Here is a 24,175-nt window from a genome sequence, read left to right as displayed (position 1 = left end):
TGTAGCCCGATTGTTTCAAGCTTTTATTGAATGAAACATAAATTCCGACTTCAAGTCAATATGGAATTTTCATTCCATTAATTTCGTTGCACTCTGCTGACGCTTTTCGGCGACGGCGACGGTCAACGCCATGGCAAAGGCCATGCTGGCGGATAGCGAGCGAAAGCCGGCATGATCGGCTTCGGCAAGTTCGAACCATACGGTGGAACACTCTGCCAAGGGCGAAAATGCGGAGTCCGTCAGGGAAACAACAGGAATGCCTCTGCCCGCAGCGGCCAAGGCTTGCCCCACAGTTTCCGCAGCATAGGGTGAAAAGCTGACGGCAAAAGTGGCATCTTTGGGACCGGCAAAGGCCAGAAGGTCGTCGTCGATGCCGGCTGCCGTGCCGACGATCTGACAGCGGATTTTCAACTTGCCAAAGGCATAGGCCATGTAGCTGGTGATCGGATAAGCCCGGCGCTTGGCGATCAGGTAGATGGTTGCGGCATCGGCCAAGAGGTTCACGGCCTTTTCCAGGCGTGCGGGATCGATCGAGCCCGTCAGGGCGTCAAGGGACTTGTGGGCGGCAGCGGTAAAGCCGTTCAGGATCGCGCCACTTTCAAGTTCGTTGTTGCCCTTTTCCGCCAGCGCCTTCAGCCGCTCGTCGTATCCCGGCGCCCGCTCCCGCAACCGTGCGCGAAAAATCTGCTGCAGGCTGGAAAAACCTTCGAAACCGAAATGCTGCGCGAAACGCACCAGCGTCGACGGCTGGACATCTGCCGACACGGCAATGCTTGCGGCCGTGCCGAAAGCGATTTCATCCGGATTATCCAGCGCATAGGCCGCCACCTGCTTCAACCGCTTGGGCAGCGTTGCCTTACGTTGAAGGATCGCCGCCTTCAGCGCTTCGAAATCCCGCGGTGTGGTGGCCTGGTTCATCGTTCACCCTTTTATCTATCCCCGGATGGTTCTAGCCGATCACTCGACAAGAGGACAGAACGTTCATTCCATTTTTGATCGGAACCCGACGGGACCGTGTGATCACGGTGGCCGCATCAAGCTTGAGAGGGGGCAGGTCCCGGCATTTTCGCACCAACGGCGACCATCAGTTTCCCGAGGAACCAAATTTCGCCCGAAAATCGACTATCCGCTCTTGCATCAACCGTGGGGGAGTGATCGTTAACGCATTTTTACGGTTTTGCGTTGAATGATCAGATGAAATCATGGTTAACCGACCGTCAATGGCAGCTCTTTCGCTGCCAAGCTGGAGTTCCGATCATGTGCCGCTGGGCAGCCTATCGCGGGGAACCGCTCTATCTGGAAGATCTGGTGACATCGCCGGCCCATTCGCTGATCGAGCAGTCCCATTGCGCCACCCGCGCCAAGACAGCAACCAATGGCGACGGTTTCGGCATCGCCTGGTATGGCGACCATCCGGAGCCCGGCCGCTACCGCGATATCCTGCCGGCGTGGTCGGACTGCAACCTCAGAAGCATCGCCCGCCAGATCCGCTCGCCCCTCTTCCTCGCCCATGTGCGCGCCGCGACCGGCGGCGGCACGCGACGCGACAATTGCCATCCCTTCGTCCATGGCCGCTGGTCGTTCATGCACAACGGCCAGATCGGCGATTTCGAGCAGCTGCGGCGGCCGATGGAGGCGATGCTCGACAACGATCTCTATGCGGCCCGCACCGGCACGACCGACAGCGAACTGCTGTTTCTTTTGGCGCTACAATTCGGTCTGGAGCACGATCCGCTCGGCGCGATGGCCGAGACGCTTGCCTTCGTCGAGCGGCTATCCGAGCATCTGGAGCTGCAGACGCTGGTGCGTTTCACCGCCGCCTTCTCCGACGGCCGTGATCTCTATGCCGTGCGCTATGCCTCCGATTGGCGCGCACCAACGCTTTATGCTGCGCCGATGGGACCAAGCGGCGGCTATTGCCTCGTTTCCGAGCCGCTGAACGACGACGACAATGCCTGGGTGGAAATCCCGGATGGGACCGCCGTCATTGTCGGCGAAAACGGTGTCGATGTCCGGCTGTTCGGCACCGGTGGCCGCGATGCCAGTCCGCAGACGCAGCATGCGGTTTCCAACAACCGGGCCTTCTCACGCAAAATGTGAGGCGATCAGCCGGGCGATCTTTTCCGCGACTGATTGTTTGTCCATCTCCGGCCAGTCCTCGTCGCCGGCCTTGCCAATGACCTTCACCCGGTTGCGGTCGCCGCCCATGATGCCGGTTTCCGGCGAAACGTCATTGGCGATGATGTAATCCGCCCCCTTGCGCTCCAGCTTGGAGCGGCCGTTTTCCGCGACATTCTGTGTTTCTGCGGCAAAGCCGACGACCAGCTTGGGGCGTTGGGCGTGATGACCTACTGTTTTCAGGATATCCGGGTTTTCCGTAAGCAGCAGCGACGGTGGGGTTTCGCCGGGCTGCTTCTTGATCTTGTTGCCCGCGGCGGATGCCACGCGCCAGTCGGCGACGGCGGCAACCATGACGGCAATATCGGCCGGCAGGGCTGACAGCACCGCATCACGCATCTCTTCAGCCCGCTCGACATGAATGACCTTGACACCCTTGGGATCGGGAATGATGACGGGGCCGGAGACCAGCGTCACCTCAGCGCCAAGCTGGGACAACTCGGCGGCGATCGCATGGCCTTGCTTGCCTGACGAGCGGTTGGCGATATAGCGCACGGGATCGATCGGCTCATGGGTGGGGCCGGAGGTGACGATGGCTTTCTTGCCGGCGAGCGGCTTGTCACCGGTATCGAGCAAGGTTTCGACGGCGGCGACGATCTCGAGCGGTTCGGCCATGCGGCCTTCCCCCTTCTCGCCGCTTTCGGCCATCTCTCCGGAGGCCGGGCCGACGAAGCGGATGCCGTCACCGACGAGCGTCGCATGGTTACGGCGGGTGGCGGGATGCGCCCACATCTTCGGGTTCATGGCGGGTGCGGCGAGCACCGGCCGGTTGGTCGCCAACAGGATCGTTGAGGCGAGATCATCGGCGAGGCCGCTTGCCATCTTCGCCATCAGGTTGGCCGTTGCTGGCGCGATCAGCACGAGGTCGCAATCGCGGGCCAACCGGATATGGCCGACATCCTGCTCGTCCTCGCGGGAAAAGAGTTCGGTAAACACCTTGTCGGCCGCCAAAGCGCCAACGACAAGCGGCGTTACGAAAGCCTGCGCGCCCGCCGTCATCACCGGGCGGACGGATGCGCCGCGCTCCCGAAGGCGACGGATGAGATCGAGGATCTTATAGGCCGCGATGCCGCCGGAGATGATGAGGAGAATGCGTTTTCCCTGAAGGATCATGGTTCTATCCGATATGGCAGGCATGGATGTGCGCTGGCACTCTATCGCGGGCATTCATCAAATCAAAGGCTTGCGGCGTTTGTCCCTTGATTGCGGAAATTGCCTCTCCCTCCTCCGCGCTGCCGGGCACCTCCCCGTCCGAGAGGGGTTCCGGGAAACAATTCCCGGCCTTTCACACGGAAGCAAGCGCCACAGCCGGCTGCAGGCGCGAGGCGTTGTGAGCCGGCAGGTAACCGAAGACGAGGCCGGTCAGGAAGGCGCTGGCAAAGGCAAGGAGGACCGGGCCGGCGGAGAAGGTCACCGCGATACCCAACGCCTGGGCGATGCCGCCGATGCCGAGACCGAGGGCGATGCCGATCAGACCGCCGAGCGCCGAGACGACCAGCGCCTCGACGATGAACTGGGTGAGGATATCGCGCGCCCGCGCGCCGGTTGCCATACGGATGCCAATCTCGCGGGTACGCTCTGTCACCGAGACCAGCATGATGTTCATGACCCCGATCCCGCCGACCAGCAGCGAGATGGCGGCAATCGAGCCGAGGAATATCTTCAGGATATTCGACGTTTCCGTGAAGGTTTCGCGGATGGCGGCGAGATTGGTGATCTGCGTATCCTGCCGATTGTGACGTTCATCCAGCAATGCCTGAATCTGATCCTGGGTGACGTTGATGGCGCCATCATCCTTAACCTGCACGGTGATGGAGCGGACGTTTCTTGCCCCGAACAGACGCAGGTTGCCGGTCGAAAGCGGCACCAGAACGGTATCGTCCTGATCGTTGCCGCCGGCAGTCGCGCCTTTCTTGGCCATCACGCCGATGACCTGGAAGGGAATGTTCTTGATCAGGATATACTGGCCGAGCGGATCGGCGCCGTCAGGAAACAGCGCATCGGCAACCGTGCGTCCGAGCACGGCGACGCTGGCGTAGCTGTCCATGTCGGCTTTTTCGATGAAGGCGCCGTCCTCCACCTCCCAGGACTTGGCCGTTGTGAACTGCGGCACCGTGCCGTTAACGGTCGTCTGGGTATCCTTGTTTCCGGCCCGCACCGTCAGCGTGCTCTGCATTTCCGGTACCGCAAAGCTGATATTCGGCAGATTGAGAATGGCGTCGGCATCAGACGGGATCAACGAGACGATGCTGCCGCCCTCGCCGCCACGGAAATTGGACATATTGGGCCGGACCACGAGCAGGTTCGAGCCCATGGCGGAAATGCGGCTCAAGACCTGATCCTGCGCGCCGGTGCCGATCGCCAGCATGGCGACGACGGAGCTGACGCCGATGACGATGCCGAGCAAGGTCAGGACGGTGCGGAAGAGGTTGGATTTCAAGGCCCGGAACGACATGCGCACGGCTTCGGCAAGGTCGGTCGAGATGGCGGCCGTGCCCTTGGCCTTCACGGCCGGCTTGACGACGCCTCTTGCCATGCGGTGGACATTGCCGGTCATCCGGTCGGCGGTGATGCGGCCGTCGCTGATCTCGATCACCCGGTCTGCAGCCTCGGCAAGTTCCGGCGCGTGGGTGATGATGATGACGGTGTGGCCTTCGCCATTCATGCGCCGGAGCGTCGCCATCACATCGCGGCCGCTCTGGCTGTCGAGCGCGCCGGTGGGTTCGTCGGCAAGGATGATCTGGCCGCCGTTCATGAGGGCGCGTGCGATCGAGACGCGCTGCTGCTGGCCGCCGGAAAGCTGGCTGGGCAGATGATCAAGCCGTTCGCCGAGATTGAGCGAGGTCAGCAGCGTCTCGGCGCGTGCGCGGCGGTCAGCCCCCGGCATGCCGGCATAGATGGCGGGGATTTCGACGTTCTCCTGCGCGGTTGCGGTCGGCACGAGATTGTAGCTCTGGAAAACGAAGCCGAAGAGCTGGCGGCGGCGGGCGGCAAGCTCGTCCGCATCGAGATCGGAGACATCCTCGCCTTCGAGCAGATATTGCCCGCCGGTCGGCGTATCGAGGCATCCGAGGATGTTCATCAGCGTCGACTTGCCGGAACCCGAAGCGCCGACGATGGCGACGAACTCGCCGGCGCGGATATCCAGCGACACGCCGCGCAGGACGTCTACGGCGACATCGCCGTTGACGAAGGTCTTGCGGATATCCTTGAGTGAAATGATCGGAGCCATGACCCGCCGCCCTAGAACATCGGCGGCGGCATGCCGCCCATGCCGCGCCGGTTCGCGCTGCGATTTTTCGTGCCGCCGTCACCGGAGCCGGCACCGACGACCACACGGTCATTCTCTTCGAGCCCGCTTTTGATTTCGACGCGCACGCGGCTCTTCACGCCGGTTTCGACGACACGGGTTTCCTGAGCACCCGAGCCGGTCACGACCGTCACTTCGCTGCTCTTGCCATCCGAGCCGGTGTGAACGGCGGCGACCGGAACCGTCAGCACATCTTCGGCACGCGCCTGGACGAAGAACACCTGGGCCGTCATGTTCATCATCAACGTACCTTCAGGATTGGGCACGTCGAACAGCGCGTAGTAGAGCACGACGTTGTTTTCAGTCGATGGCGTCGGCTTGATCTGGCGCAGCTTGCCTTCATAGTGTTTGCCGGGCTGGCCGAGCAGGGTGAAATAGGCATCCATTCCAACCCGGAGCTTGCCAACATCGGCTTCCGAAACCTCCGCCTCCACTGTCATGGTCGACAGGTCGGCAACCGTGACAATCGTCGGCGTCGACTGGTTGGCATTCAGCGTCTGGCCTTCCTTGGCTGATGTCTCGACGATGGTGCCGGCCATCGGGGCGTAGATCTTGGTGTAGCCGAGGCTGATGCGGGCGTCCTTGAGGGTCGCCTCCTGCTTGCGGATCTGCGCTTCGAGCGCCGCGACATTCGCCTCGGCGGTCGCCAGATTGGCCACGGCTTCGTCCAGCGCCGATTGCGCCGCGCCATTGCTGGCAACGAGGTTCTGCTGACGGGTCAGATTGGCAGCGCCAAGAACCACCTGCGCCTTCTTGTCGAGCATCTGCGCTTCGAGATTGGCGAGCTCGGCTTCGGCGATCTCGATCTGGGTCTCGATCGAGGCACTGTCCATCTCTGCGATCAGCTGGCCTTGCCTGACCGTATCACCGATCTCGACCTTCAGGCTTTTCAGCTGGCCGGAGACCTGTGCACCGACGTCAACATCCTTGACGGGGCTGAGCAGACCAGACGCCGTCACGCTGTTTTCGATCGTGCCGCGCACCGGGGTTTCGGTCACGACCGAAGCGACTGTTGTCTCCCCCTTGTACTGGTTCCAGCCGTACCAGCCGGCCGCACCGATTGCGATCAGAACAGGCAGAAGGAGCCAGCCGCGGCGGGTGCGGCGGCGTGGACGACGCGGCAACAGTGCAGGCGCAGCATCTTCCTCGGCCGCCGGTTGCGCATCGATTTTCCGGGAAACATCCGCCATCGTTCTGCACGTCCTCGCTTGAAAGGAGCAGCCAGCGCTGCCAACTATCCCTTCACGTAATAGCTAACTGCGCCTGAATGAAGTCTGAGCGGATGAAATCTTTGTAATGTTTTGGTTTTTTCGTTTCGGAGTGTTTCCGAAGCGGATACTACCCAACTTCGGAAACGACAAACATTAAACGAGCTTCCAGGCGATGTAGATCAGTGTCGCCGCAATCACCCAGAGTGCAAGCCGTCCGGTGCGGCTATGGCGTGCTTCCGAACGACCTATGGCTTCTGCCGTCTGGGCATCGAAACGGAACCCGTTCTCGGCCATTTCTGTGAGTTGGCGGGAGAATTTTTCGGTCTTGGCGGCAATTTCAGGCGCTGCTTCCGCAAGGCGCAGGGCAGCATGCAGGCCTTCCCGTACATCCGAGAAGATGCGTTTCGGACCGAGATTGTCGCGGATCCAGGCTCCAACCACCGGTTCCGACGCTTTCCACATGTTGAAGCGCGGATTGAGGGTGCGAGCGACACCTTCGACGACGACCATGGTCTTCTGAAGCATGACCAGCTCGGGCCGCGTCTGCATGTCGAAGAGCTCGGTCACCTCGAACAACAGCGTCAGCAGCTTGGCCATGGAGATGGTTTCAGCCGGCTGGCCGTGGATCGGCTCGCCGATCGCCCGGATCGCCTGGGCGAAGCTTGCGACGTCATGATGCGAGGGCACGTAGCCCGCCTCGAAATGCACGTTGGCGACCCGGCGATAATCGCGGGTGATGAAGCCATAGAGGATTTCGGCGAGGAACCGCCGCTCCTTCTTGCCGAGGCGACCGACAATGCCGAAGTCGACGGCGACAATCATGCCGGCCGGATCGACGAACAGATTGCCCTGGTGCATGTCGGCATGGAAGAAGCCGTCGCGCAGGGTATGGCGCAGGAAGGACTGGATCAGCGTATCGGCGAGCGCATCGAGATCATGACCAGCCGCAGCCAGACCCTGGACATCGGACATCTTGATGCCGTCGATCCATTCCATGGTCACGACATCGCGGCCCGTCCGCTCCCAGTCGACTGCTGGCACGCGAAAGCCAGGATCGGCCTTGGAGTTCTCGGCGATCTCCGACAGGGCCGCAGCCTCCAGCCGCAGATCCATCTCGATCTTGGTCGTCTGCTCCAGCGTCTTCGTCACTTCGACGGGGCGCAGGCGCCGTGTATGGGGCAGAAAACGTTCCTGAAGCCGAGAAACGAGGTACATCGCTTCCAGGTCGTGGGCAAAACGCTGGCGAATGCCGGGGCGGATGACCTTGACGGCAACCTTGCGCTCGACGCCCCCATCCAGCACCGTCGCCGGATGAACCTGAGCGATCGAGGCGGCAGCGATCGGTGCGTCGAGGTGGCCGTAGAGCTCCGAAACGGAGCGGCCCAGCGAGGCTTCGATCGCCGCGCGCGCCTCTTCGATGGGAAAGGTCGCCATCCGGTCCTGCAGAAAGGCCAGATCATTGGCAAAATCCGCGCCGACCACATCCGGCCGCGTGGCGAGGAACTGGCCGATCTTCACATAGGACGGACCAAGACGCTCGATGGCGCGCGCCAGCCGATCGCTGCGATCATGATGAAGGGCACGGCGGCGCGACAGCAACCCGGCGACCGATTGACCGAGCCGAGCGAAGGCGGGCAGGTCTTCCGACGGCAATGCCGAGACGACACCCTCACGCACGAGAACCCAACCGATACGGACCAGGCGAAGATAGGCTCCGGGCGTACTCATCTGATATCACCGGCAGTCATGTGACGCAGCATCAAAAAAGGCGGCATGCGTCAGATCTTCCAGCCGGAATGCAAGGCAGCAATGCCGCCGGTGTAGTTGGTATAGGTGACGCGGGAGAAGCCGGCCGTCTTGATCATTGCGGCAAAATCGCTCTGGTTCGGGAATTTGCGGATCGATTCCACCAGATACTGATAGGGCTCCGCATCGCCGGTGATCATCTTGCCGAATTGCGGGATCGCGTTGAACGACCAGGCATCATAGACCTTGTCGAGCAGCGGCATTTCGACTTCGGAGAATTCAAGCACCAGCAGGCGACCGCCACGCTTCAGCACCCGGTAGGCTTCCGACAAGGCAACATCAATGCGCGGCACGTTGCGGATGCCGAAGGCGATCGTATAGGCGTCGAAGGAACTCGCCTCGAAAGGCAGTTCCTCGGCATTGGCCTCGACGAAGGTGAGATTGTCGGCAAGGCCCTTCTTCTTTGCCCGTTCGGCGCCGACGGCCAGCATCGAGCCATTGATATCGAGCACCGTGGCATGGGCCTTGCGGTCGGAGGCCTCGATGATGCGGAAGGCGATATCGCCGGTGCCGCCCGCAACATCGAGCGTGCTGTAATCCTCGCTGCGGCTCGGGTTGAGCGCAGATATCATGGCATCCTTCCAGGCCCTGTGCAGACCGACCGACATCACGTCGTTCATGATGTCGTAGCGCTTGGCAACCTTGTGGAACACATCGTTGACGAGCGCCTGCTTTTCGCCCTCGCTTACCTGGCGAAAGCCGTAGGAGGTCTCCATGCCGCCATCGGCCGACGTGCGTTCACCTGTCATTTAGCCAGTCTCCAACTCTCAACATCAGGCGCGGACCATAGCGAATTCGAAAGACAGACGCTATCTCTGTGAGGTCTGCGTTCCATCTGTCCGGCACCCTCCCTATAGGATATGTGCACGGCCAAGGAAATCGACAAATGATCGCAGCCGAAAGCCTGTAAAGGAGTGGTGATGCCGGAACTTCCGGAAGTCGAGACGGTCAAGCGCGGCCTGGCGCCGACCATGGAAGGCGCGCTGATCGAACGGGCAGAACTGCGGCGCGCGGACCTGCGCTTTCCCTTTCCCAACGGCTTTGCGGCAAGCCTCGAGGGCAAGTTCATCCAGTCGCTGTCGCGGCGGGCGAAATACCTGCTGATCGAGCTCGAAACCGGCGACGTCATCGTTGCCCATCTCGGCATGTCCGGTTCGTTTCGCATCGAAGCTGGAGATGGTGCGGAAACGCCGGGCACGTTTCATCACGAGCGCAGCAAGAACGAGAAGCACGACCACGTCATCTTCCATCTTCTGACGGCAAACGGCCCGGCCCGTGTCATCTACAACGATCCACGCCGCTTCGGCTTCATGGATATCGTTTCGCGCGATACGCTATCGGCGCACGCATTCTTCAAGAGCCTCGGCGAGGAGCCGACCGGCAACGTGCTGGACGCCGCCTATCTCGCTGCCCGTTTCAAGGGCAAGGCCCAGCCGCTGAAAGCCGCCCTGCTCGACCAGCGCAATATTGCCGGCCTCGGCAACATCTATGTCTGCGAGGCATTGTGGCGTTCCCATCTCTCGCCGATGAAACCTGCAGGTTCGGTGGTCGGTGCAAACGGCAAACCGACGAAGGCACTGACGACGTTGACAGAGGCCATCCGTGCGGTCATCGCCGATGCGATCGCCGCCGGCGGCTCGTCGCTGCGCGATCATATCCAGACGGACGGCACGCTCGGTTATTTTCAGCATTCCTTTTCGGTGTATGACCAGGAAGGCAAAGCTTGCCGCACGCCCGGCTGCGACGGGACTATCACACGCATCGTGCAGGCGGGGCGATCGACCTTTTATTGCCCATCCTGCCAGAAATGAGATGGTGCGGCTTAAAATAGCGCGTTGACGAATGGGGCTTTTACCGCTATATGCCGCCCTCAGTTTGGAAAGCCGCTCCAAGGTTTTCCGATATTGCTCCCGAATTGCTTGGATGACAGGTCGCAGTGACCCGACACGGCGAGACGGAAGTTTTTGTCAGATTTCGAAGAGAGACACCAAATGGCCAATACAACTTCGGCGAAAAAAGCGACCCGCAAGATCGCCGCCCGTACGGAAGTCAACAAGTCCCGCCGTTCGCGCGTTCGCGGTTTCATCCGCAAGGTCGAAGAAGCCATCGCATCCGGCGATCAGGCTCTCGCCCAAGCCGCCCTGAAGGCAGCCCAGCCGGAACTGATGCGCGCCGCCACCAAGGGCGTGCTGCATGCCAACACGGCATCGCGCAAGGTCTCGCGCCTTGCAAGCCGCGTTAAGGCCCTTTCGGCTTAATCCGGCTCAGTATTCTTCTTTCGAATAGCCCGGTCATCCTTGACCGGGCTATTTGGATTCAAGCTCCCGACAGCGGTCATGGTTAATACGCATAATTGTCATTATGTCTTGCCAATGACAAAATTTATCCAAGAAAACCAATATGTTGCGAGAGGACATCGAGACTCGCACGACGCCCGCCGGGGACCGTTAATCTCTGTGACGAGTCAAGAGATTTTTTATTTTTTTTGTTTTTCGCCAGCTAATTTCCAGAGCCTTTTTCAAAGCCCTTGATTCAAAAGCGATTCTTAATCGCCTTCCGTTGCTGCATGCAGCACACGCATAAAGAGTCAACCGGCCACCGCTCGGCAGCCCTAAAAATCGCGATTGATTTGGTCATACGATCCTGCCTAAATGCCTTGGACAGAGGGCGCGGGGTATACCCGTAAACGAGACGAAAGAGCCTCTTTTCCACAAGTAGGATAATTTCGCCTAGTCCTTTGTAACGGGGTGGTTCCACAACGTTCCATCATTTAGTCGAGTAGAGTTGTAGCCGTGAACATGCGTGGTCACGGAGCGCTTTTTTTGCATCTTATGATTGCGATTGGCGTCGACGCGTAACAGGAGCGATCGGGGACACGATATATGTGCCTGTTCGTTCTGAGCGGGGTTCCGCGGAACCCTCATGGTGCCGGAGGAACGGCTTGGTATTCATGTGGGCCACATGAATACCAAGCCGTTTTGATAAAACAGCTCGCAGGAAATGAACATCTTCGGATGCTTCTGTTCTGGGGAGGGCTCGGGAGCCGCAAAACGAGGGCGGTTTTCTGGCCTGAGGAGAACGGGAGGAAGAACACCGCAAAACGGTGTGAAACGAACTGAGCCCGCACGGGGGACATGCGTTTGCCACAGGTATGGCGCATTCGTGCGGAAACCGCGGCGGAAGGGAGGATGAGGCTCCCTGATGTCATGGAGAGCGTTCAGGCTGCGGCATGCCTTTGACAGGAAGGGCCGCAGTGCTGGGCATATATGGTCGGGGTCGGCAGCAATGGCGGCTCCATGGAATGGTATTGGAAGGCGGCAATATGCTTAGTAATTCGGTGACGACGGCAAGTGTGTTCGAAAACGGGGAGAATACATTTCAGATCGCAGGCCAGCGGTCTGATGCGGCGGGAGAGAAAAGCGACATGAGGCACAACGCACTTTTTGAGCGGGTCAGTGCGCGCTTGAAAGCCCAGGTCGGTCCTGACGTCTATGCCAGCTGGTTCGGCCGCCTGAAGCTGCATTCGGTCTCCAAGAGCGTGGTACGTCTCTCGGTGCCCACGACCTTTCTGAAGTCGTGGATCAACAACCGTTATCTCGACCTCATCACCAGCCTTTTCCAGCAGGAAGATGCCGAGATACTCAAGATCGAGATTCTGGTCCGCACCGCAACCCGCGGCGCGCGCCCGAGCCTGTCGGATGAAGCTGCCCAGAGCCCGCAGGTAGAGGTCGCCTCCCCCAGCCAGAACCGCCGCAGCACGCCGCAGAGCATCGCGCAGCATGCGACCGCCGCTATTGGTGGCGTCCAGAAAACCGCGCCGTCCAATTCCGGCCCGCTCTTCGGCTCCCCGCTCGATCAGCGTTACACGTTCGACAGCTTCGTCGAGGGATCGTCCAACCGGGTGGCGCTTGCCGCGGCCAAGACGATTGCGGAAGCCGGCGCCGGCGCGGTGCGCTTCAACCCGCTGTTCATTCATTCCTCCGTTGGCCTCGGCAAGACGCACCTTCTGCAGGCAGTCGCCAATGCCGCGATCCAGAGTCCGCGCAACTCGCGCGTCGTCTACCTGACGGCTGAGTATTTCATGTGGCGCTTTGCCACTGCCATCCGCGACAATGATGCGCTGTCGCTGAAGGAAGCCCTGCGCAATATCGACCTGCTGGTCATCGACGACATGCAGTTCCTGCAGGGCAAATCGATCCAGCACGAATTCTGCCATCTGCTCAACATGCTGCTCGACAGCGCCAAGCAGGTTGTCGTTGCCGCCGACCGCGCGCCGTGGGAGCTGGAATCGCTCGATCCGCGCGTGCGCTCGCGTCTTCAGGGCGGCGTCGCCATCGAAATGGACGGCCCGGACTATGAAATGCGTCTCGAAATCCTGAAGCAACGGCTCGAAACCGCCCGCCGGGAAGATGCATCGCTCGATATCCCGGCCGATATCCTGAGCCATGTCGCCCGCAACATCACGGCCAGCGGCCGCGAGCTGGAAGGCGCTTTCAACCAGCTGCTTTTCCGCCGCAGCTTCGAGCCGCAGCTGTCGATCGAACGGGTCGACGAATTGCTGGGGCATCTTGTCAATGCCGGCGAGCCGCGCCGGGTGCGCATTGAGGACATCCAGCGTGTCGTCGCCAAGCACTATAACGTGTCACGCCAGGAACTCGTCTCCAACCGGCGCACCCGCGTCATCGTCAAACCGCGCCAGATCGCCATGTATCTGGCGAAAACCCTGACGCCCCGCTCCTTCCCGGAGATCGGCCGCCGCTTCGGCGGGCGCGACCATACGACCGTACTGCATGCGGTGCGCAAGATCGAAGACCTGATTTCCGGCGATACCAAGCTCAGCCACGAGATCGAGCTTCTGAAGCGGCTGATCAACGAGTAAGGCGGGCTGGGGCGAAAGCCGCTCCCTGCCACCAAGGGCAGGCATTGGCTTACAAGATGCTGGCGTTGCGTTGCATTCCTCTTCTCCCCCGGCGGGGAGAAGAGGAAGCAAGCCTTCTACTTCTTGCCCGCTGCAATCAGGTGATAGAGCGCGCGGATCGCTTGTGCCTCACCGCCCAGCGGCGAATGTGGCCGCTCGACCGGTGCCCAGCCGAAGATATCGAAATGCGCCCAGCTTTTCGCATTGGTCACGAAGCGCTTCAGGAACAGCGCGGCGGTGATGGAGCCGGCCATACCGCCTGAGGGGGCATTGGTCAGATCGGCGATGCGGGCGTTGATATCCTTTTCATAGCCCTTGTAGAGCGGCATGCGCCACAGCGGGTCATCCACCGTCAGGCTTGCTTCCGCCAGATCATGGGCGAGGTTTTCGTCATCCGTATAGAAGGGCGGCAGGTCGGGGCCGAGCGCGACGCGGGCTGCACCCGTCAATGTCGCCATGTCTATGATCAGATCGGTATCTTCCTCATCCGCCAGAGCCAGCGCATCGGCGAGAATCAATCGGCCTTCCGCATCCGTGTTGTCGATCTGAACCGTCAGCCCCTTGCGGCTGCGGTAGATGTCGCCCGGGCGGAAGGCATTCGCGGAAATCGAGTTTTCGACCACCGGCACCAGTACCCGCAGATCGACCTTCAGCTTGGCGTCCATGATCATCAGCGCAAGGCCCATGACATTGGCGGCACCGCCCATATCCTTCTTCATCAGCAGCATCGAGGAGGACGGCTTGATATCGAGGCCGCCGGTGTCGAAGCACACACCCTTGCCAACCAGCGTGATCTTGCGATGACCCTTCTTGCCCCAGCGCAGCTCCAGAAGCCGGGGGGCTTCGGCGCTGGCGCGGCCAACGGTATGGATGAGCGGAAAGTTCTTAGCCAGCAAATCATCGCCGACGACGGTCTTGACTGTCGCCTTGTAGTGGTCGGCGAGTGCGCGAAAAGCCTTTTCCAGCGCATCCGGCCCCATGTCGTTGGTCGGGGTGTTGATGAGGTCGCGGGCAAGGAAGACACCGGCGAGCTGCCGCTTGATGTCGACGGCGTCGGCGTCTGCCGGGATCATCAATGTCGGCGCCCCGGACGCCGACGACTTGTAGCGATCGAAACGGTAGGAGCCGAGGCCATAACCGAGCGCGAGGCGATTTGCCGTCAGCGGTGCGATTTCGATGTGCCACTTTCCTGCCGGAAGCGCACGCGCCAGCTTGCCGGTGAGGAACGGGGCTTCCGACGGATTGGCGCCGAGACCGAACAAGGCGCCACCGAGATGGCCGTCTTCCGACGGGATCAGCAGCACGGCACCGGATTCGGCCTTGAAACCCGCCTTGCGCGCCCAGTCGAGCGCGATCGGGTCGATGGCGCCGAGCTCCACATGGGCGGGCGTCACGGCGAAGATCGGCAGGGTCTTGCCACCGCTGGTGTTGAAGGGAGACGCGCGGTCGATGAACTGGAAGGGAGCCATGCAAAAATCCTTAAGGGCATGAAGTCGCTGAATGCCGCGATTAACACTCTATTAGGGTTAACAGACTATTGCTGGAGCGAAGATTGCGCCGCTTTTGTGTTGCTTGTGTCCGGTGCGCGAATTTACGGCATGGGGGCATGGGGCAATGGCCAGGCATTTTATTTCTTCCCGGATGGTCTCCGGTATTTCCGTCGTGATGATGGCGGCAGCCCTTGCAGGCTGCGCGGGCCAGAAGAAGGAACTCACGACCGGTTCCATCTCCTCGTCTCAGAGCGTGTCGTCGTCCATGACGGCCTCTCAGCTTGCCCAGGCCGCCGACAGCATCGGCAAGGCCTATGAGCGCAATCCCAAGGACCGGAATACCGGGCTCAACTACGCCAACGCGCTGCGCATGACAGGGCGTAACGAACAGGCGCTTGCGGTCATGCAGCAGGTCGCCATCGCCTTTCCCAACGACCGCGACGTGCTGGCGGCCTACGGCAAGGCGCAGGCAGCGGCGGGCCAGCTGGAACAGGCGCTGAACACCATTACCCGCGCCCAGACCCCCGACCGTCCGGACTGGAAGCTGAAATCGGCTGAAGGCGCGATCCTCGATCAACTCGGCCGGTCCACCGAGGCGCGCCAGAGATACCGCGATGCCCTGGACATTCAACCGAACGAACCATCCATCCTCTCCAATCTCGGCATGTCCTACGTGCTCGGCAAGGACCTGAAGACGGCCGAGACCTATCTGCGCTCCGCCGCAAGCCAGCCTGGCGCCGACAGCAGCGTGCGCCAGAACCTCGCGCTCGCAGTCGGTCTGCAGGGCCGCTTCCAGGAAGCCGAGGAAATCGCGCGCCGCGAACTGGCCCCTGATCAGGCGGAAGCCAATGTTGCCTATCTTCGCTCGATGCTCTCGCAACAGAATGCCTGGCAAAAGCTCGCCAAGAATGACAAGGCGGCGGGCGACAACGGGACGAATTGACACCGGCTTTCCGAAATGCGAACGCCCTGCCGCAGCTCTGCGGTGGGGCGTTTTGCTGTTTTGAGGATGTGGAAGCAGAGCTACGATCGCCCTTTTCTCCCCTGCGGGGAGACGTGCCGAACATAGGCAAGGCGACGAGTGAGGCGGCAAATTCTTAGCTATGCGGCCCCTCATCTGCCCTGTAGGGAACCTTCTCCCTGATGGGAAGAAGGGAGAGAAAACTCAGAATTTGTCGGAAACCTGGATGCCGGCCGGTCCCAGAATGACGGCGATAAGAACCGGCAGAAAGAACAGGATCATCGGCACGGTCAGCTTCGGCGGCAGAGCAGCCGCTTTTTTCTCGGCCTCGTTCATGCGCTGGTCGCGGCTTTCCTGCGCCAGAACACGCAGCGCCTGCGCAATCGGCGTGCCGTAACGGTCCGCCTGGATCAGGGCCTGCATGACTGACTTCACCTCATCAAGCCCGGTGCGTGTGCCGAGATTTTCGAGCGCCACGCGCCGGTCCGGCAGGAAGGAAAGCTCGGCGGTGGTCAGCACCAGCTCTTCGGCCAGCGCCGTGGATTGCGCCGCGATTTCATCGGCCACCCGCCGCATGGCAAGCTCCATCGAAATACCGGACTCCACGCAGATCAGCAGAAGATCGAGCGCGTCCGGCCAGGCGCGGCGAATGGAGTGCTGGCGCTTTGTGACCGCGTTGGAAATGAAGATGTTTGGCGCGTAGAACCCGAGATAGGCCGAACCAACGACCGCCAGAATGCGCATCGGCAACGGTTTGGCGCCGAGATAGCCGAGGCCAAAAATGTAGAAGGCGCCAACGGCGAGAAAGATGAAGGGCAGGCAGAACCGCGCGACCAGAAAGGTGTTCAGCGCATTCTGTGACCGGTAACCGGCCGATTTCAGCCGGTTGACGGTCTTGTCGTCAACCAGCGCCTTGCGCAGGTTGAGGCGATCGACGATCTGGCGCACCGAGCTGTTGTTCTTGGTCCTGAGCGAGGCCTTGCCACTGCCTTCAGCATTGAGGCGGGCGCGCTCTCGTGCACGGATCTGCTCGCGTTCGGTTGCAACCGTCTTCATGCGTTTGCCGAGATCGCCCCGCTCAAGGAAGGGAACCGCCAGCGAGTAGAAGGTGGCGAGCACCGCGACCGACACCAGCACGGCAACGATCACATTCGGGTCAGTCAGGATAGCGATCAAACCTTCGCTCATGGGGGAACTTCCTGCCTCGCCTGCGTTAGATGTCGAAGTTGATCATGTTGCGCATGACCCAGATGCCGACACTCATCCAGAAGCCGGAAACACCCATGATCAGATGTCCACGTGGATCGGTGAACAGGATCATCATGTAATCCGGCGATGTCAGGTAGACGAGCGTCGCCACGATGAAGGGCAGCGCGCCGATGATCGCGGCGGATGCCTTTGCCTCCATCGAAAGGGCCTGAACCTTCGCCTTCATTTTCCTGCGTTCGCGCAGCACCTTGCCGAGGTTGCCGAGCGCTTCCGACAGGTTGCCGCCGGCCTGCGCCTGGATGGCGATGACGATCGCGAAGAAATTGACCTCGGAAAGCGGAATGTTGTTGATCATGCGCGCGCAGGCTTCGGGGATATTGAGACCCACCTGCTGGGCTTCGATGATACGCCTGAATTCCGTCTTGACCGGTTCCTGGCCATCATTGGCGATCAGCCTGACGGCGTCGTTGAGCGGAAGACCGGACTTGATCGAGCGCACCATAACATCGAGCGCGTTGGGAAACTCGTCGAGAAACTGCTTGCAACGGCGCTTGATCAGGAAGTTGACGATCCAGCGCGGCAGACCAGCCGCCGAAATCAAGGTCAGGCCCGCGACGATCGGAAGCATGGCACCGGCCACAAACGAAAAGGCGCCGATGACGATGGCGAGCCCCACGCTCATGATATAAAACTGGGTGACGCTGATCCCAAGTCCGGCCTGCACAAGCCGCATCTTCATGTTCGGGGCGGCCTTGGCCGATTTTTCCTGCTGCTTCTTCTCCAGGTCCTTCAGCGAATCCTGCACCGACTTTCGACGCTTCGACATCTCGGTCATGCGGTCCCGGGCTGCCTTGACCTTGACCCGGTCGGTCTCGCTCGCCGCGACCTTGCGGACACGGTTTTCGGCTTTCTTCTCGGTCTCTATCCGGGAGAACATCACGCCATAGGCAAGCCCTGCGGTCGAGAGTGCCGCGAGTGCCGCGATCGCCAGAACGGTGATGTCGATCCCGAACATTGCCGATCAATCCTTTTCCATGGCGTCGAGCGTTGCCGCCAGGCGCTTGTCTTCATTGAAGTAACGGGCGCGATCCCAGAAATGCGGGCGACCGATGCCGGTCGACTTGTGGCGGCCGATGATGCGGCCATTGGCGTCTTCGCCGTCGATCTCGTAGCGCATCAGGTCCTGGGTGATGATGACATCACCTTCCATGCCGATCACTTCGCTGATGTGGGTGATGCGGCGCGACCCATCGCGCAGGCGAGCGGCCTGGACGATGACGTCGATCGAGCCGGCAATGATTTCTCGGACCGTCTTGGCCGGCAGCGTAAAGCCGCCCATGGCAATCATCGATTCCATACGCGACAGGCATTCGCGTGGCGTGTTTGCGTGGATGGTTCCCATCGAGCCATCGTGACCGGTGTTCATCGCCTGCAGCAGGTCGAAGACTTCCGGTCCGCGCACTTCGCCGACGATGATGCGTTCAGGGCGCATGCGCAGGCAGTTCTTGATGAGATCGCGCATGGTGATCTCGCCTTCACCTTCGATATTCGGCGGGCGGGTTTCGAGACGCACCACATGCGGCTGCTGCAGCTGCAGTTCGGCCGTATCCTCGCAGGTGATGACGCGCTCGTCGGCATCGATGAAGCCTGTGAGGCAGTTGAGCAGCGTCGTCTTGCCCGAGCCGGTACCGCCGGAGATGACAACATTACAGCGCACGCGGCCGATGATCTGGAGAAGGACAGCGCCTTCCGGGGTGATCGCGCCGAACTTGACGAGCTGGTCGAGCTTCAGCTTGTCCTTCTTGAACTTACGAATGGTGAGCGCGGTGCCATCGATGGCAAGCGGCGGCGCGATGACGTTGACACGGGAGCCGTCCGGAAGACGCGCGTCGCAGATCGGCGAGGATTCGTCGACGCGGCGGCCAACCTGGCTGACGATGCGCTGGCAGATCGACAGGAGCTGCGCGTTGTCGCGGAAACGGACTTCAGACTCGATGGTCTTGCCGGCGACTTCGATGAAGGTCTGGCCGGCCCCGTTGACCATGATGTCGGAGATATCGTCACGGGCGAGCAGCGGCTCCAGCGGACCGTAGCCCAGAACGTCGTTACAGATGTCCTCGAGCAGTTCTTCCTGCTCGGAAATCGACATCGCGAAGTTCTTGATCGTGATGATATCGTTGACGATATCGCGGATTTCCTCGCGCGCGCTCTCGTTGTCGAGCTTGGCGAGCTGGGAAAGATCGATCGTGTCGATAAGCGCGGAGAAGACCTGGCTCTTGGTGTCGTAATAGTCTTCCGTGCGGGCGGGGCGACGGCGCGCGGGTGCTGGCGCCGGCTGCGCGCGAACCGGTGCCGAGGCGCGTTCGGGCTCAGAAAGCACGGGGGCTGCCGTTGTCCGCTCCGCCGTTGCAGCAACTGCAGACGCCACCACAGGCGCGGGCGCAGGAGCGTTCAAGCCGCTCTTGCCGAAGCCTTCGTTTCCGCGTTTCCCAAACATGCTTTCAACCCGCTCTACGTTCCGGAACCTCCGCGTCTATCGGACGCTTCGAGGCACATCGCTTCTGGCCGGATAGTCCGGCGCCTGTTACTTGCGACCCAGCAGACCCAACATCTTGCCGAGGCCACCCTTTTTTGCCTTCTTCACTTCAGCACGGCCGGTCACCAGATGCGCGAGCTGCGACAGGGTTTCGGCGATTGGTGCCTTCTTGTCGATTTCCGCGATCATGCGTCCGCTGTTGGCAGCATTGCCGAACAACACAGCATCGAACGGGATGATCGCCACCGGCTCGATTTCCAGCGAATCGCAGAAATCACCCGGCGTAATCTCCGGCCGCTTCGGCATGCCGACCTGGTTGAGCACCAGATGCGGCATCTTGTCGTTGGGCCTGAGCTTCTTCAGGCAATCGAACAGGTTCTTGGCATTGCGCAAGTTGGCAAGGTCCGGCACGGCGGTCACGACCACTTCGTCGGCTTCGGAGAGCACATTGCGCGTCCATTCCGACCACTGGTGCGGCACGTCGAGCACGGAGACCGGCGCGTTGCGCTGCAGGAGTTCCGTCAGTGGCTGGAAGGCGGCCGGATCGAAATCATAGGCGCGATCAAGCATCGAGGGAGCCGCCAGAAGCGAGAGGCGCTCGGAGCACTTGGTCAACAGGCGGTCGAGGAACACCTCGTCCAGCCGCTCCGGCGAAAATACGGCCTCGGCGATCCCGCTCGGGGGATCCTGGTCGAAATTGATATTGGCGGTTCCGTAGGGGAGATCGAGATCGGCAAGGACGACTTCGGTGGAGAACAGGTTGGAAATACCCCAGGCGCAATTGTGCGCGAGCGTGGAGGAGCCTACGCCACCCTTGGCGCCGATAAAGGCAATCGTACGGCCAAGCGGCTCGGCGTCCGGATCAACGAAAATCGATGCGATGGTGCCCAGAACCTCCGGCATCGAGACAGGTGCCACGATATATTCGGAAATGCCGTTGCGGATCAGGTCGCGATAGAGCGGAATATCGTTATAGCGACCAATGATCACCACCTTGGTCGACGGGTCGCAGACCGCGGCGAGCGGCGCAAGCTCTTCCATGAGATGCTGCGGCTCGGTAGATGTCTCCAGGATGATCAGGTTTGGCGTCGCCATGGTCGAGAACATGTTGGCGGCAGCGGCGATCGTGCCGCTGTTGACGCGCATCGTGACCTTGGCCATGCGCCTGTCGTGACCGCATCGCTCCATGACCCGTTGCAGGGCTTCGGTCTCGCAGAAGGCGTGCACGGAAATCCGCGGCAACGGCCGCAGGTGATCGATATCACCTGTCCGCGCCTCAGCCAGACCTTCCGTTTCGTCCGCTCCGGTCTCGATCTTGTAGTCAATCGCGCTCATGGTGCTATCCCGTCAGGCCGTGCGGCTGTCAGTTCGTGTTGATGGTGATGGTCGTGCCACTATTGGTGCCGCGATAATCCTTGATAACCTCACCACGCTGTACGGCATCTATCGGCGACATTTCACGCGGCCCGAGAAGATCCATTGGATTGGCGATCTGGGCAGCCATATTCGCCTGCGTCGCACACCCGAAATTCTCGTAGTTCTTGTTTTCCATCGTGTTGAGGGCGAGATCGCTCGGCCACTGGCCGCATGGCTCGGTCTGCGCGGTGATCGCCGTGTAGCGAAGCCGGACAGGCGCAGCATCGCCGGTGTCCCCTGCCTGATATCGCGTCTCGACCAGCCTGTTGGCCGGGACGCCAGCCGACGCGAGCGTGTTGCGGATTTCGCGGCGCATGGTGTCGGCAGCAGCAGCGTTGGGCGAACCGGACGGCAGCAGAATCTGTACGACCCCGGTCGAGGAACCCTTGTAGCTCTGGGCGAACCCGCGAATGACGTCCCGCGCACCGGCGGTGAGGCGCCGGTCGCCGGAGGCGATCGGCACGTCGATGACATGTTCGGACTCGGCGATCACGATCGGATGGCGGGTGCGGTAGTCGTCCGGCAGCGAGCCGGTCGTCGTGCCGTCGCGCGCGCAACCGACAAGGCCGGCGCCGGCAACAAGAAGCGTGCCGAGCGCGAGGAGACGGATGGAACGGGCTGCACTGGAAAGCTGAGTGGACCGCATGGTCGGAAGCCTTTTATGGGAACGGTTCGTGAAGAGCGTGTCGATCATGTCCGTTCCCGCCTATTTGTAGATGAAGCCGACATTGCCGTGGTACTGGCCGGCCGGAGCGTGCGCCTGGGCATTGCCATAGATGCGGTTGACGGTGCCGAGGAAATAACCTGACAGGTCACCGGTAGGATTGAAGTTGTCATCCGGCCGCGAAATGGCGCTGCGGGCCACCGGCTTGACCAGATAGGGCGTCGCGATGATGACCAGTTCGCTCTCGTTGCGAACGAAATCCTTGCTGCGGAAGAGCGTTCCGAAGATCGGGATCTTCGAGACACCCGGCAGTCCGGACATCGCCTGACGAATATTGTCCTGGATCAGGCCGCCGATGACGATGGAACCGCCGGATGGCAATTCGACACTGGTGGAGGCCTCACGCTTGCGGATCGACATGTAGGTCTGACCGGGAATCTCGCGGTTGGTATTGCCAACCACGTTGGACCCCTCGAAGGTCGGTTCCGAAACGTTCGTTTCGATGTCGAGCGCGATACGCCCAGGCCCGAGAACGACCGGCTTAAAGTTCAGCTCAACCCCGTATTCGACATCAGTGGTTTCACGCGTGAGAGTTGGGACCTGAACACCGTTTACAGTTGTGGAACTAATTTCCTGTCCACTCGGCAGACGGTATTCACCACCAACGAAGAATTTTGCCTCTTTTCCGGATATAGCAGTCAGACTCGGCTCCGCCAGAGTCCTCATGACACCAGCCTGCTCCATCGCATTGATATAACTGGCGAAATTCATCGATCCCGAACCGATCGCGCCAGTTATCGCCGAAGCGACGGGATTGATCGCGTTCCCGAGATTGGCTGGATTTCTGAACGTGATTCCATCACCGCTCGTATCGCTGTAGATGTTGCCGCTGATCCCGAGCTGCTTCAGGACCTGACGTGACACTTCGGCGACCGTCACCTTCAGCATCACCTGGTCCTCGCCTTCGATCGTCAGGAGATTGACGATCTGGGAGGTCTGCCGATCTTCGGCAAAGATGTCGGCATCGCCGTTGTTGCCCTGCGCCGTAATATTGCGGGTTGTCGCTTCACCGCCCTTGAGGAAGGCTTGGGCCAACTCTACGACACGGGTCGAATCGAGCGGCGTGCGAACCGTTCCCGTCAGCACGATGTTGTCGGAGATGATTTCGACATTGATGTCGGATTCCGGCAGGAAGCGTCGCAGGTTTGCCTCGAGCCCCGCGATGTCGCGCTCGATTTCCAGATCCAGGCTGACGATTTCCTCGCCGTTGGGTCCGAAGACGAAAATATTCGTCTGGCCGACCGTCTTGCCGAACAGATAGATGCGCCGTGAAGAGCGCGTTACCGCATCGGCAAGGGTCGGATCGGCAACGAGAATATCATGAGCATCCGTCGGCAGGTCAACGACGATCGCCTTGTTGAGGCCGAGCTTGATGGTTTTCTTGACGCCAGGACCGCTATCGACGATCCGAACCAGGGATTCGCTTGCAGCCTGCGCGAAGAAACCCTGGCCGGGCATTCCGGAAAAGGCCAGGCAGAGAGCAAGACCGCCGGCGACGGACGAGCGAAGAGTTTTTACAATCCGGTTCACTTTGATTTTCCGCGCGATCATTGGTTGCTGCTTTCCTGGGCGACGCCGTCATCCGACTTGACGATAGAACCCGACTTGATGACCTGAATGGCCGGCTGGCCGTCGCCGCTGAGCAGATAATCGGCGGCAACCGTATCCGGCTCCTGCGCATCGGCGATGCTGCGCAGAGCCAGCGACAGCCGATCGGCCATTTGTTGGGCGACCGTCATGACCTTGGACTGGTCCGGCGTCAGCTCCAGCGTCGCAGTCGTGCCGACGACGGATTTGGACCCATCCTCTTTTTCCTCGATCTGCTGATCGATCGCCAGAACGCGGACATTGCTGAGGACGGTTTCAGTGATGAAGCTGCCGGTGTCGGCCTTGCGCACCATGATCACGTCGACCCGGTCGTTCGGCAGGATGAAGCCCCCCGCGCCGGTGGCAACCGTGATTTCGGTCGCGACAGCACGCTTGCCGGCGGGCAGCAGCGCAGACATGATTCGGGACGAGGCGTCAGCAATCTTTTCCTGGCGGACAGGTTCGCCATTGAAAAGCGGCATGCGCACGACGACGCCGGTCAGATCGGTCACGGCATTGGGACGGTTCTGGTCGGTGATCAATCCGTCGACGAGGCCGCTTTCGGGCCAGGTCGTCCAGCGTATGGAATCGCCATCGAGCCGCGAGCCGACGGGCAAGCTCTTGCTGGCGACCAACACGTTGACTGTCGGTTCCTTTTCAACGACTGGCTCGCCAGCCGCGATGACAGTCCGTCCACCTGTCAGCTTCAGGGCAAGAAAGCCGGCCAGTCCTGCCGAAATGACAGCCACCGCCAGAATGATTACGCGCACCGGTTTCATGTTTTTTCCCGCCCCACGGAATTACGTCGGGGCAGAATGATCTGAAATTG

19 protein-coding genes are annotated in these 24,175 nt (G+C 60.9%); 5 read left to right on the top strand and 14 right to left on the bottom strand.

Translation table 11 applies throughout. The features are described 5' to 3' along the window. Positions 1 to 69: 69 nt before the first annotated feature. Positions 70 to 918 (bottom strand): MurR/RpiR family transcriptional regulator, encoded by an 849-nt coding sequence (locus QO002_RS03575; RefSeq protein ID WP_307226759.1) that lies wholly within the window; start codon positions 916 to 918, stop codon positions 70 to 72. Between the two features lie 339 nt (positions 919 to 1,257). On the opposite strand from QO002_RS03575, the gene QO002_RS03570 reads away from it, so the two are divergent. After that, positions 1,258 to 2,100 (top strand): class II glutamine amidotransferase, encoded by an 843-nt coding sequence (locus QO002_RS03570; protein ID WP_307226757.1) that lies wholly within the window; start codon positions 1,258 to 1,260, stop codon positions 2,098 to 2,100. On the opposite strand, the gene coaBC is transcribed toward QO002_RS03570, so the two are convergent. The 5 genes from coaBC to ubiE form a co-directional block, all read right to left on the bottom strand. Then, complete coding sequence (gene coaBC, locus QO002_RS03565) at positions 2,086 to 3,291, bottom strand: bifunctional phosphopantothenoylcysteine decarboxylase/phosphopantothenate--cysteine ligase CoaBC (protein WP_307226755.1); 1,206 nt, start codon at positions 3,289 to 3,291, stop codon at positions 2,086 to 2,088. The two genes, QO002_RS03570 and coaBC, sit on opposite strands and share 15 nt — an antisense overlap. A 172-nt stretch (positions 3,292 to 3,463) precedes the next feature. Continuing rightward, positions 3,464 to 5,410, bottom strand: a complete 1,947-nt coding sequence (locus QO002_RS03560) for a MacB family efflux pump subunit (protein WP_307226752.1) — start codon at positions 5,408 to 5,410, stop codon at positions 3,464 to 3,466. An 11-nt stretch (positions 5,411 to 5,421) separates the two neighbouring features. Beyond that, positions 5,422 to 6,678, bottom strand: coding sequence for an efflux RND transporter periplasmic adaptor subunit (locus QO002_RS03555; protein ID WP_307226749.1), 1,257 nt, complete (start codon positions 6,676 to 6,678; stop codon positions 5,422 to 5,424). 174 nt (positions 6,679 to 6,852) lie between these two features. Next, on the bottom strand, positions 6,853 to 8,427 hold the full coding sequence (gene ubiB / locus QO002_RS03550; protein WP_307226747.1) for a 2-polyprenylphenol 6-hydroxylase: 1,575 nt from the start codon (positions 8,425 to 8,427) through the stop codon (positions 6,853 to 6,855). Positions 8,428 to 8,477: 50 nt separating this feature from the next. Further along, complete coding sequence (gene ubiE, locus QO002_RS03545) at positions 8,478 to 9,254, bottom strand: bifunctional demethylmenaquinone methyltransferase/2-methoxy-6-polyprenyl-1,4-benzoquinol methylase UbiE (RefSeq protein ID WP_307226745.1); 777 nt, start codon at positions 9,252 to 9,254, stop codon at positions 8,478 to 8,480. 171 nt (positions 9,255 to 9,425) lie between these two features. On the opposite strand from ubiE, the gene mutM reads away from it, so the two are divergent. The 3 genes from mutM to dnaA all read left to right on the top strand — a co-directional run bounded on the left by mutM (position 9,426) and on the right by dnaA (position 13,384). Then, on the top strand, positions 9,426 to 10,316 hold the full coding sequence (gene mutM, locus QO002_RS03540) for a bifunctional DNA-formamidopyrimidine glycosylase/DNA-(apurinic or apyrimidinic site) lyase (protein ID WP_307226743.1): 891 nt from the start codon (positions 9,426 to 9,428) through the stop codon (positions 10,314 to 10,316). Positions 10,317 to 10,496: 180 nt separating this feature from the next. Beyond that, positions 10,497 to 10,763: a 30S ribosomal protein S20 gene (rpsT, locus tag QO002_RS03535; protein WP_307226741.1), complete on the top strand. Its 267-nt coding sequence runs from the start codon at positions 10,497 to 10,499 to the stop codon at positions 10,761 to 10,763. A gap of 1,043 nt (positions 10,764 to 11,806) precedes the next feature. Next, the gene (gene dnaA, locus QO002_RS03530) at positions 11,807 to 13,384 is read left to right on the top strand and encodes a chromosomal replication initiator protein DnaA (RefSeq protein WP_370878537.1); all 1,578 of its coding nucleotides are present in this window, start codon (positions 11,807 to 11,809) and stop codon (positions 13,382 to 13,384) included. Positions 13,385 to 13,500: 116 nt separating this feature from the next. On the opposite strand, the gene QO002_RS03525 is transcribed toward dnaA, so the two are convergent. Then, entirely contained in the window at positions 13,501 to 14,892 is a 1,392-nt protein-coding gene (locus QO002_RS03525) for a leucyl aminopeptidase family protein (RefSeq protein ID WP_307226735.1), read from the bottom strand. Positions 14,893 to 15,037: 145 nt separating this feature from the next. Here QO002_RS03525 and QO002_RS03520 point away from each other — a divergent pair, with 145 nt between their 5' ends. Continuing rightward, on the top strand, positions 15,038 to 15,856 hold the full coding sequence (locus tag QO002_RS03520; protein WP_307226734.1) for a tetratricopeptide repeat protein: 819 nt from the start codon (positions 15,038 to 15,040) through the stop codon (positions 15,854 to 15,856). A gap of 222 nt (positions 15,857 to 16,078) precedes the next feature. Here QO002_RS03520 and QO002_RS03515 read toward each other — a convergent pair whose 3' ends face one another. The 7 genes from QO002_RS03515 to cpaB form a co-directional block, all read right to left on the bottom strand. After that, entirely contained in the window at positions 16,079 to 17,062 is a 984-nt protein-coding gene (locus QO002_RS03515) for a type II secretion system F family protein (protein WP_307226731.1), read from the bottom strand. 25 nt (positions 17,063 to 17,087) lie between these two features. Continuing rightward, the gene (locus QO002_RS03510) at positions 17,088 to 18,098 is read right to left on the bottom strand and encodes a type II secretion system F family protein (RefSeq protein WP_307226730.1); all 1,011 of its coding nucleotides are present in this window, start codon (positions 18,096 to 18,098) and stop codon (positions 17,088 to 17,090) included. Positions 18,099 to 18,104: 6 nt separating this feature from the next. Then, positions 18,105 to 19,580, bottom strand: coding sequence for a TadA family conjugal transfer-associated ATPase (locus QO002_RS03505; protein ID WP_307226727.1), 1,476 nt, complete (start codon positions 19,578 to 19,580; stop codon positions 18,105 to 18,107). 87 nt (positions 19,581 to 19,667) lie between these two features. Continuing rightward, a complete protein-coding gene (locus QO002_RS03500) occupies positions 19,668 to 20,954 on the bottom strand; it encodes a CpaE/TadZ family protein (RefSeq protein ID WP_307226725.1) in 1,287 nt (428 codons plus the stop codon). 28 nt (positions 20,955 to 20,982) lie between these two features. Beyond that, on the bottom strand, positions 20,983 to 21,681 hold the full coding sequence (locus QO002_RS03495) for a CpaD family pilus assembly protein (protein WP_307226722.1): 699 nt from the start codon (positions 21,679 to 21,681) through the stop codon (positions 20,983 to 20,985). A 60-nt stretch (positions 21,682 to 21,741) separates the two neighbouring features. Further along, positions 21,742 to 23,310, bottom strand: coding sequence for a type II and III secretion system protein family protein (locus QO002_RS03490; RefSeq protein WP_307226721.1), 1,569 nt, complete (start codon positions 23,308 to 23,310; stop codon positions 21,742 to 21,744). Continuing rightward, a complete protein-coding gene (gene cpaB, locus QO002_RS03485) occupies positions 23,307 to 24,125 on the bottom strand; it encodes a Flp pilus assembly protein CpaB (RefSeq protein WP_307226719.1) in 819 nt (272 codons plus the stop codon). The genes QO002_RS03490 and cpaB overlap by 4 nt, the downstream gene beginning before the upstream one ends. Positions 24,126 to 24,175 lie beyond the last annotated feature (50 nt).

It is taken from the genome of Pararhizobium capsulatum DSM 1112, from assembly GCF_030814475.1.
Lineage (GTDB): Bacteria > Pseudomonadota > Alphaproteobacteria > Rhizobiales > Rhizobiaceae > Pararhizobium > Pararhizobium capsulatum.
Note: the sequence above shows the minus strand (reverse complement) of the source record. Positions and strands in the feature narration are given on the sequence as shown.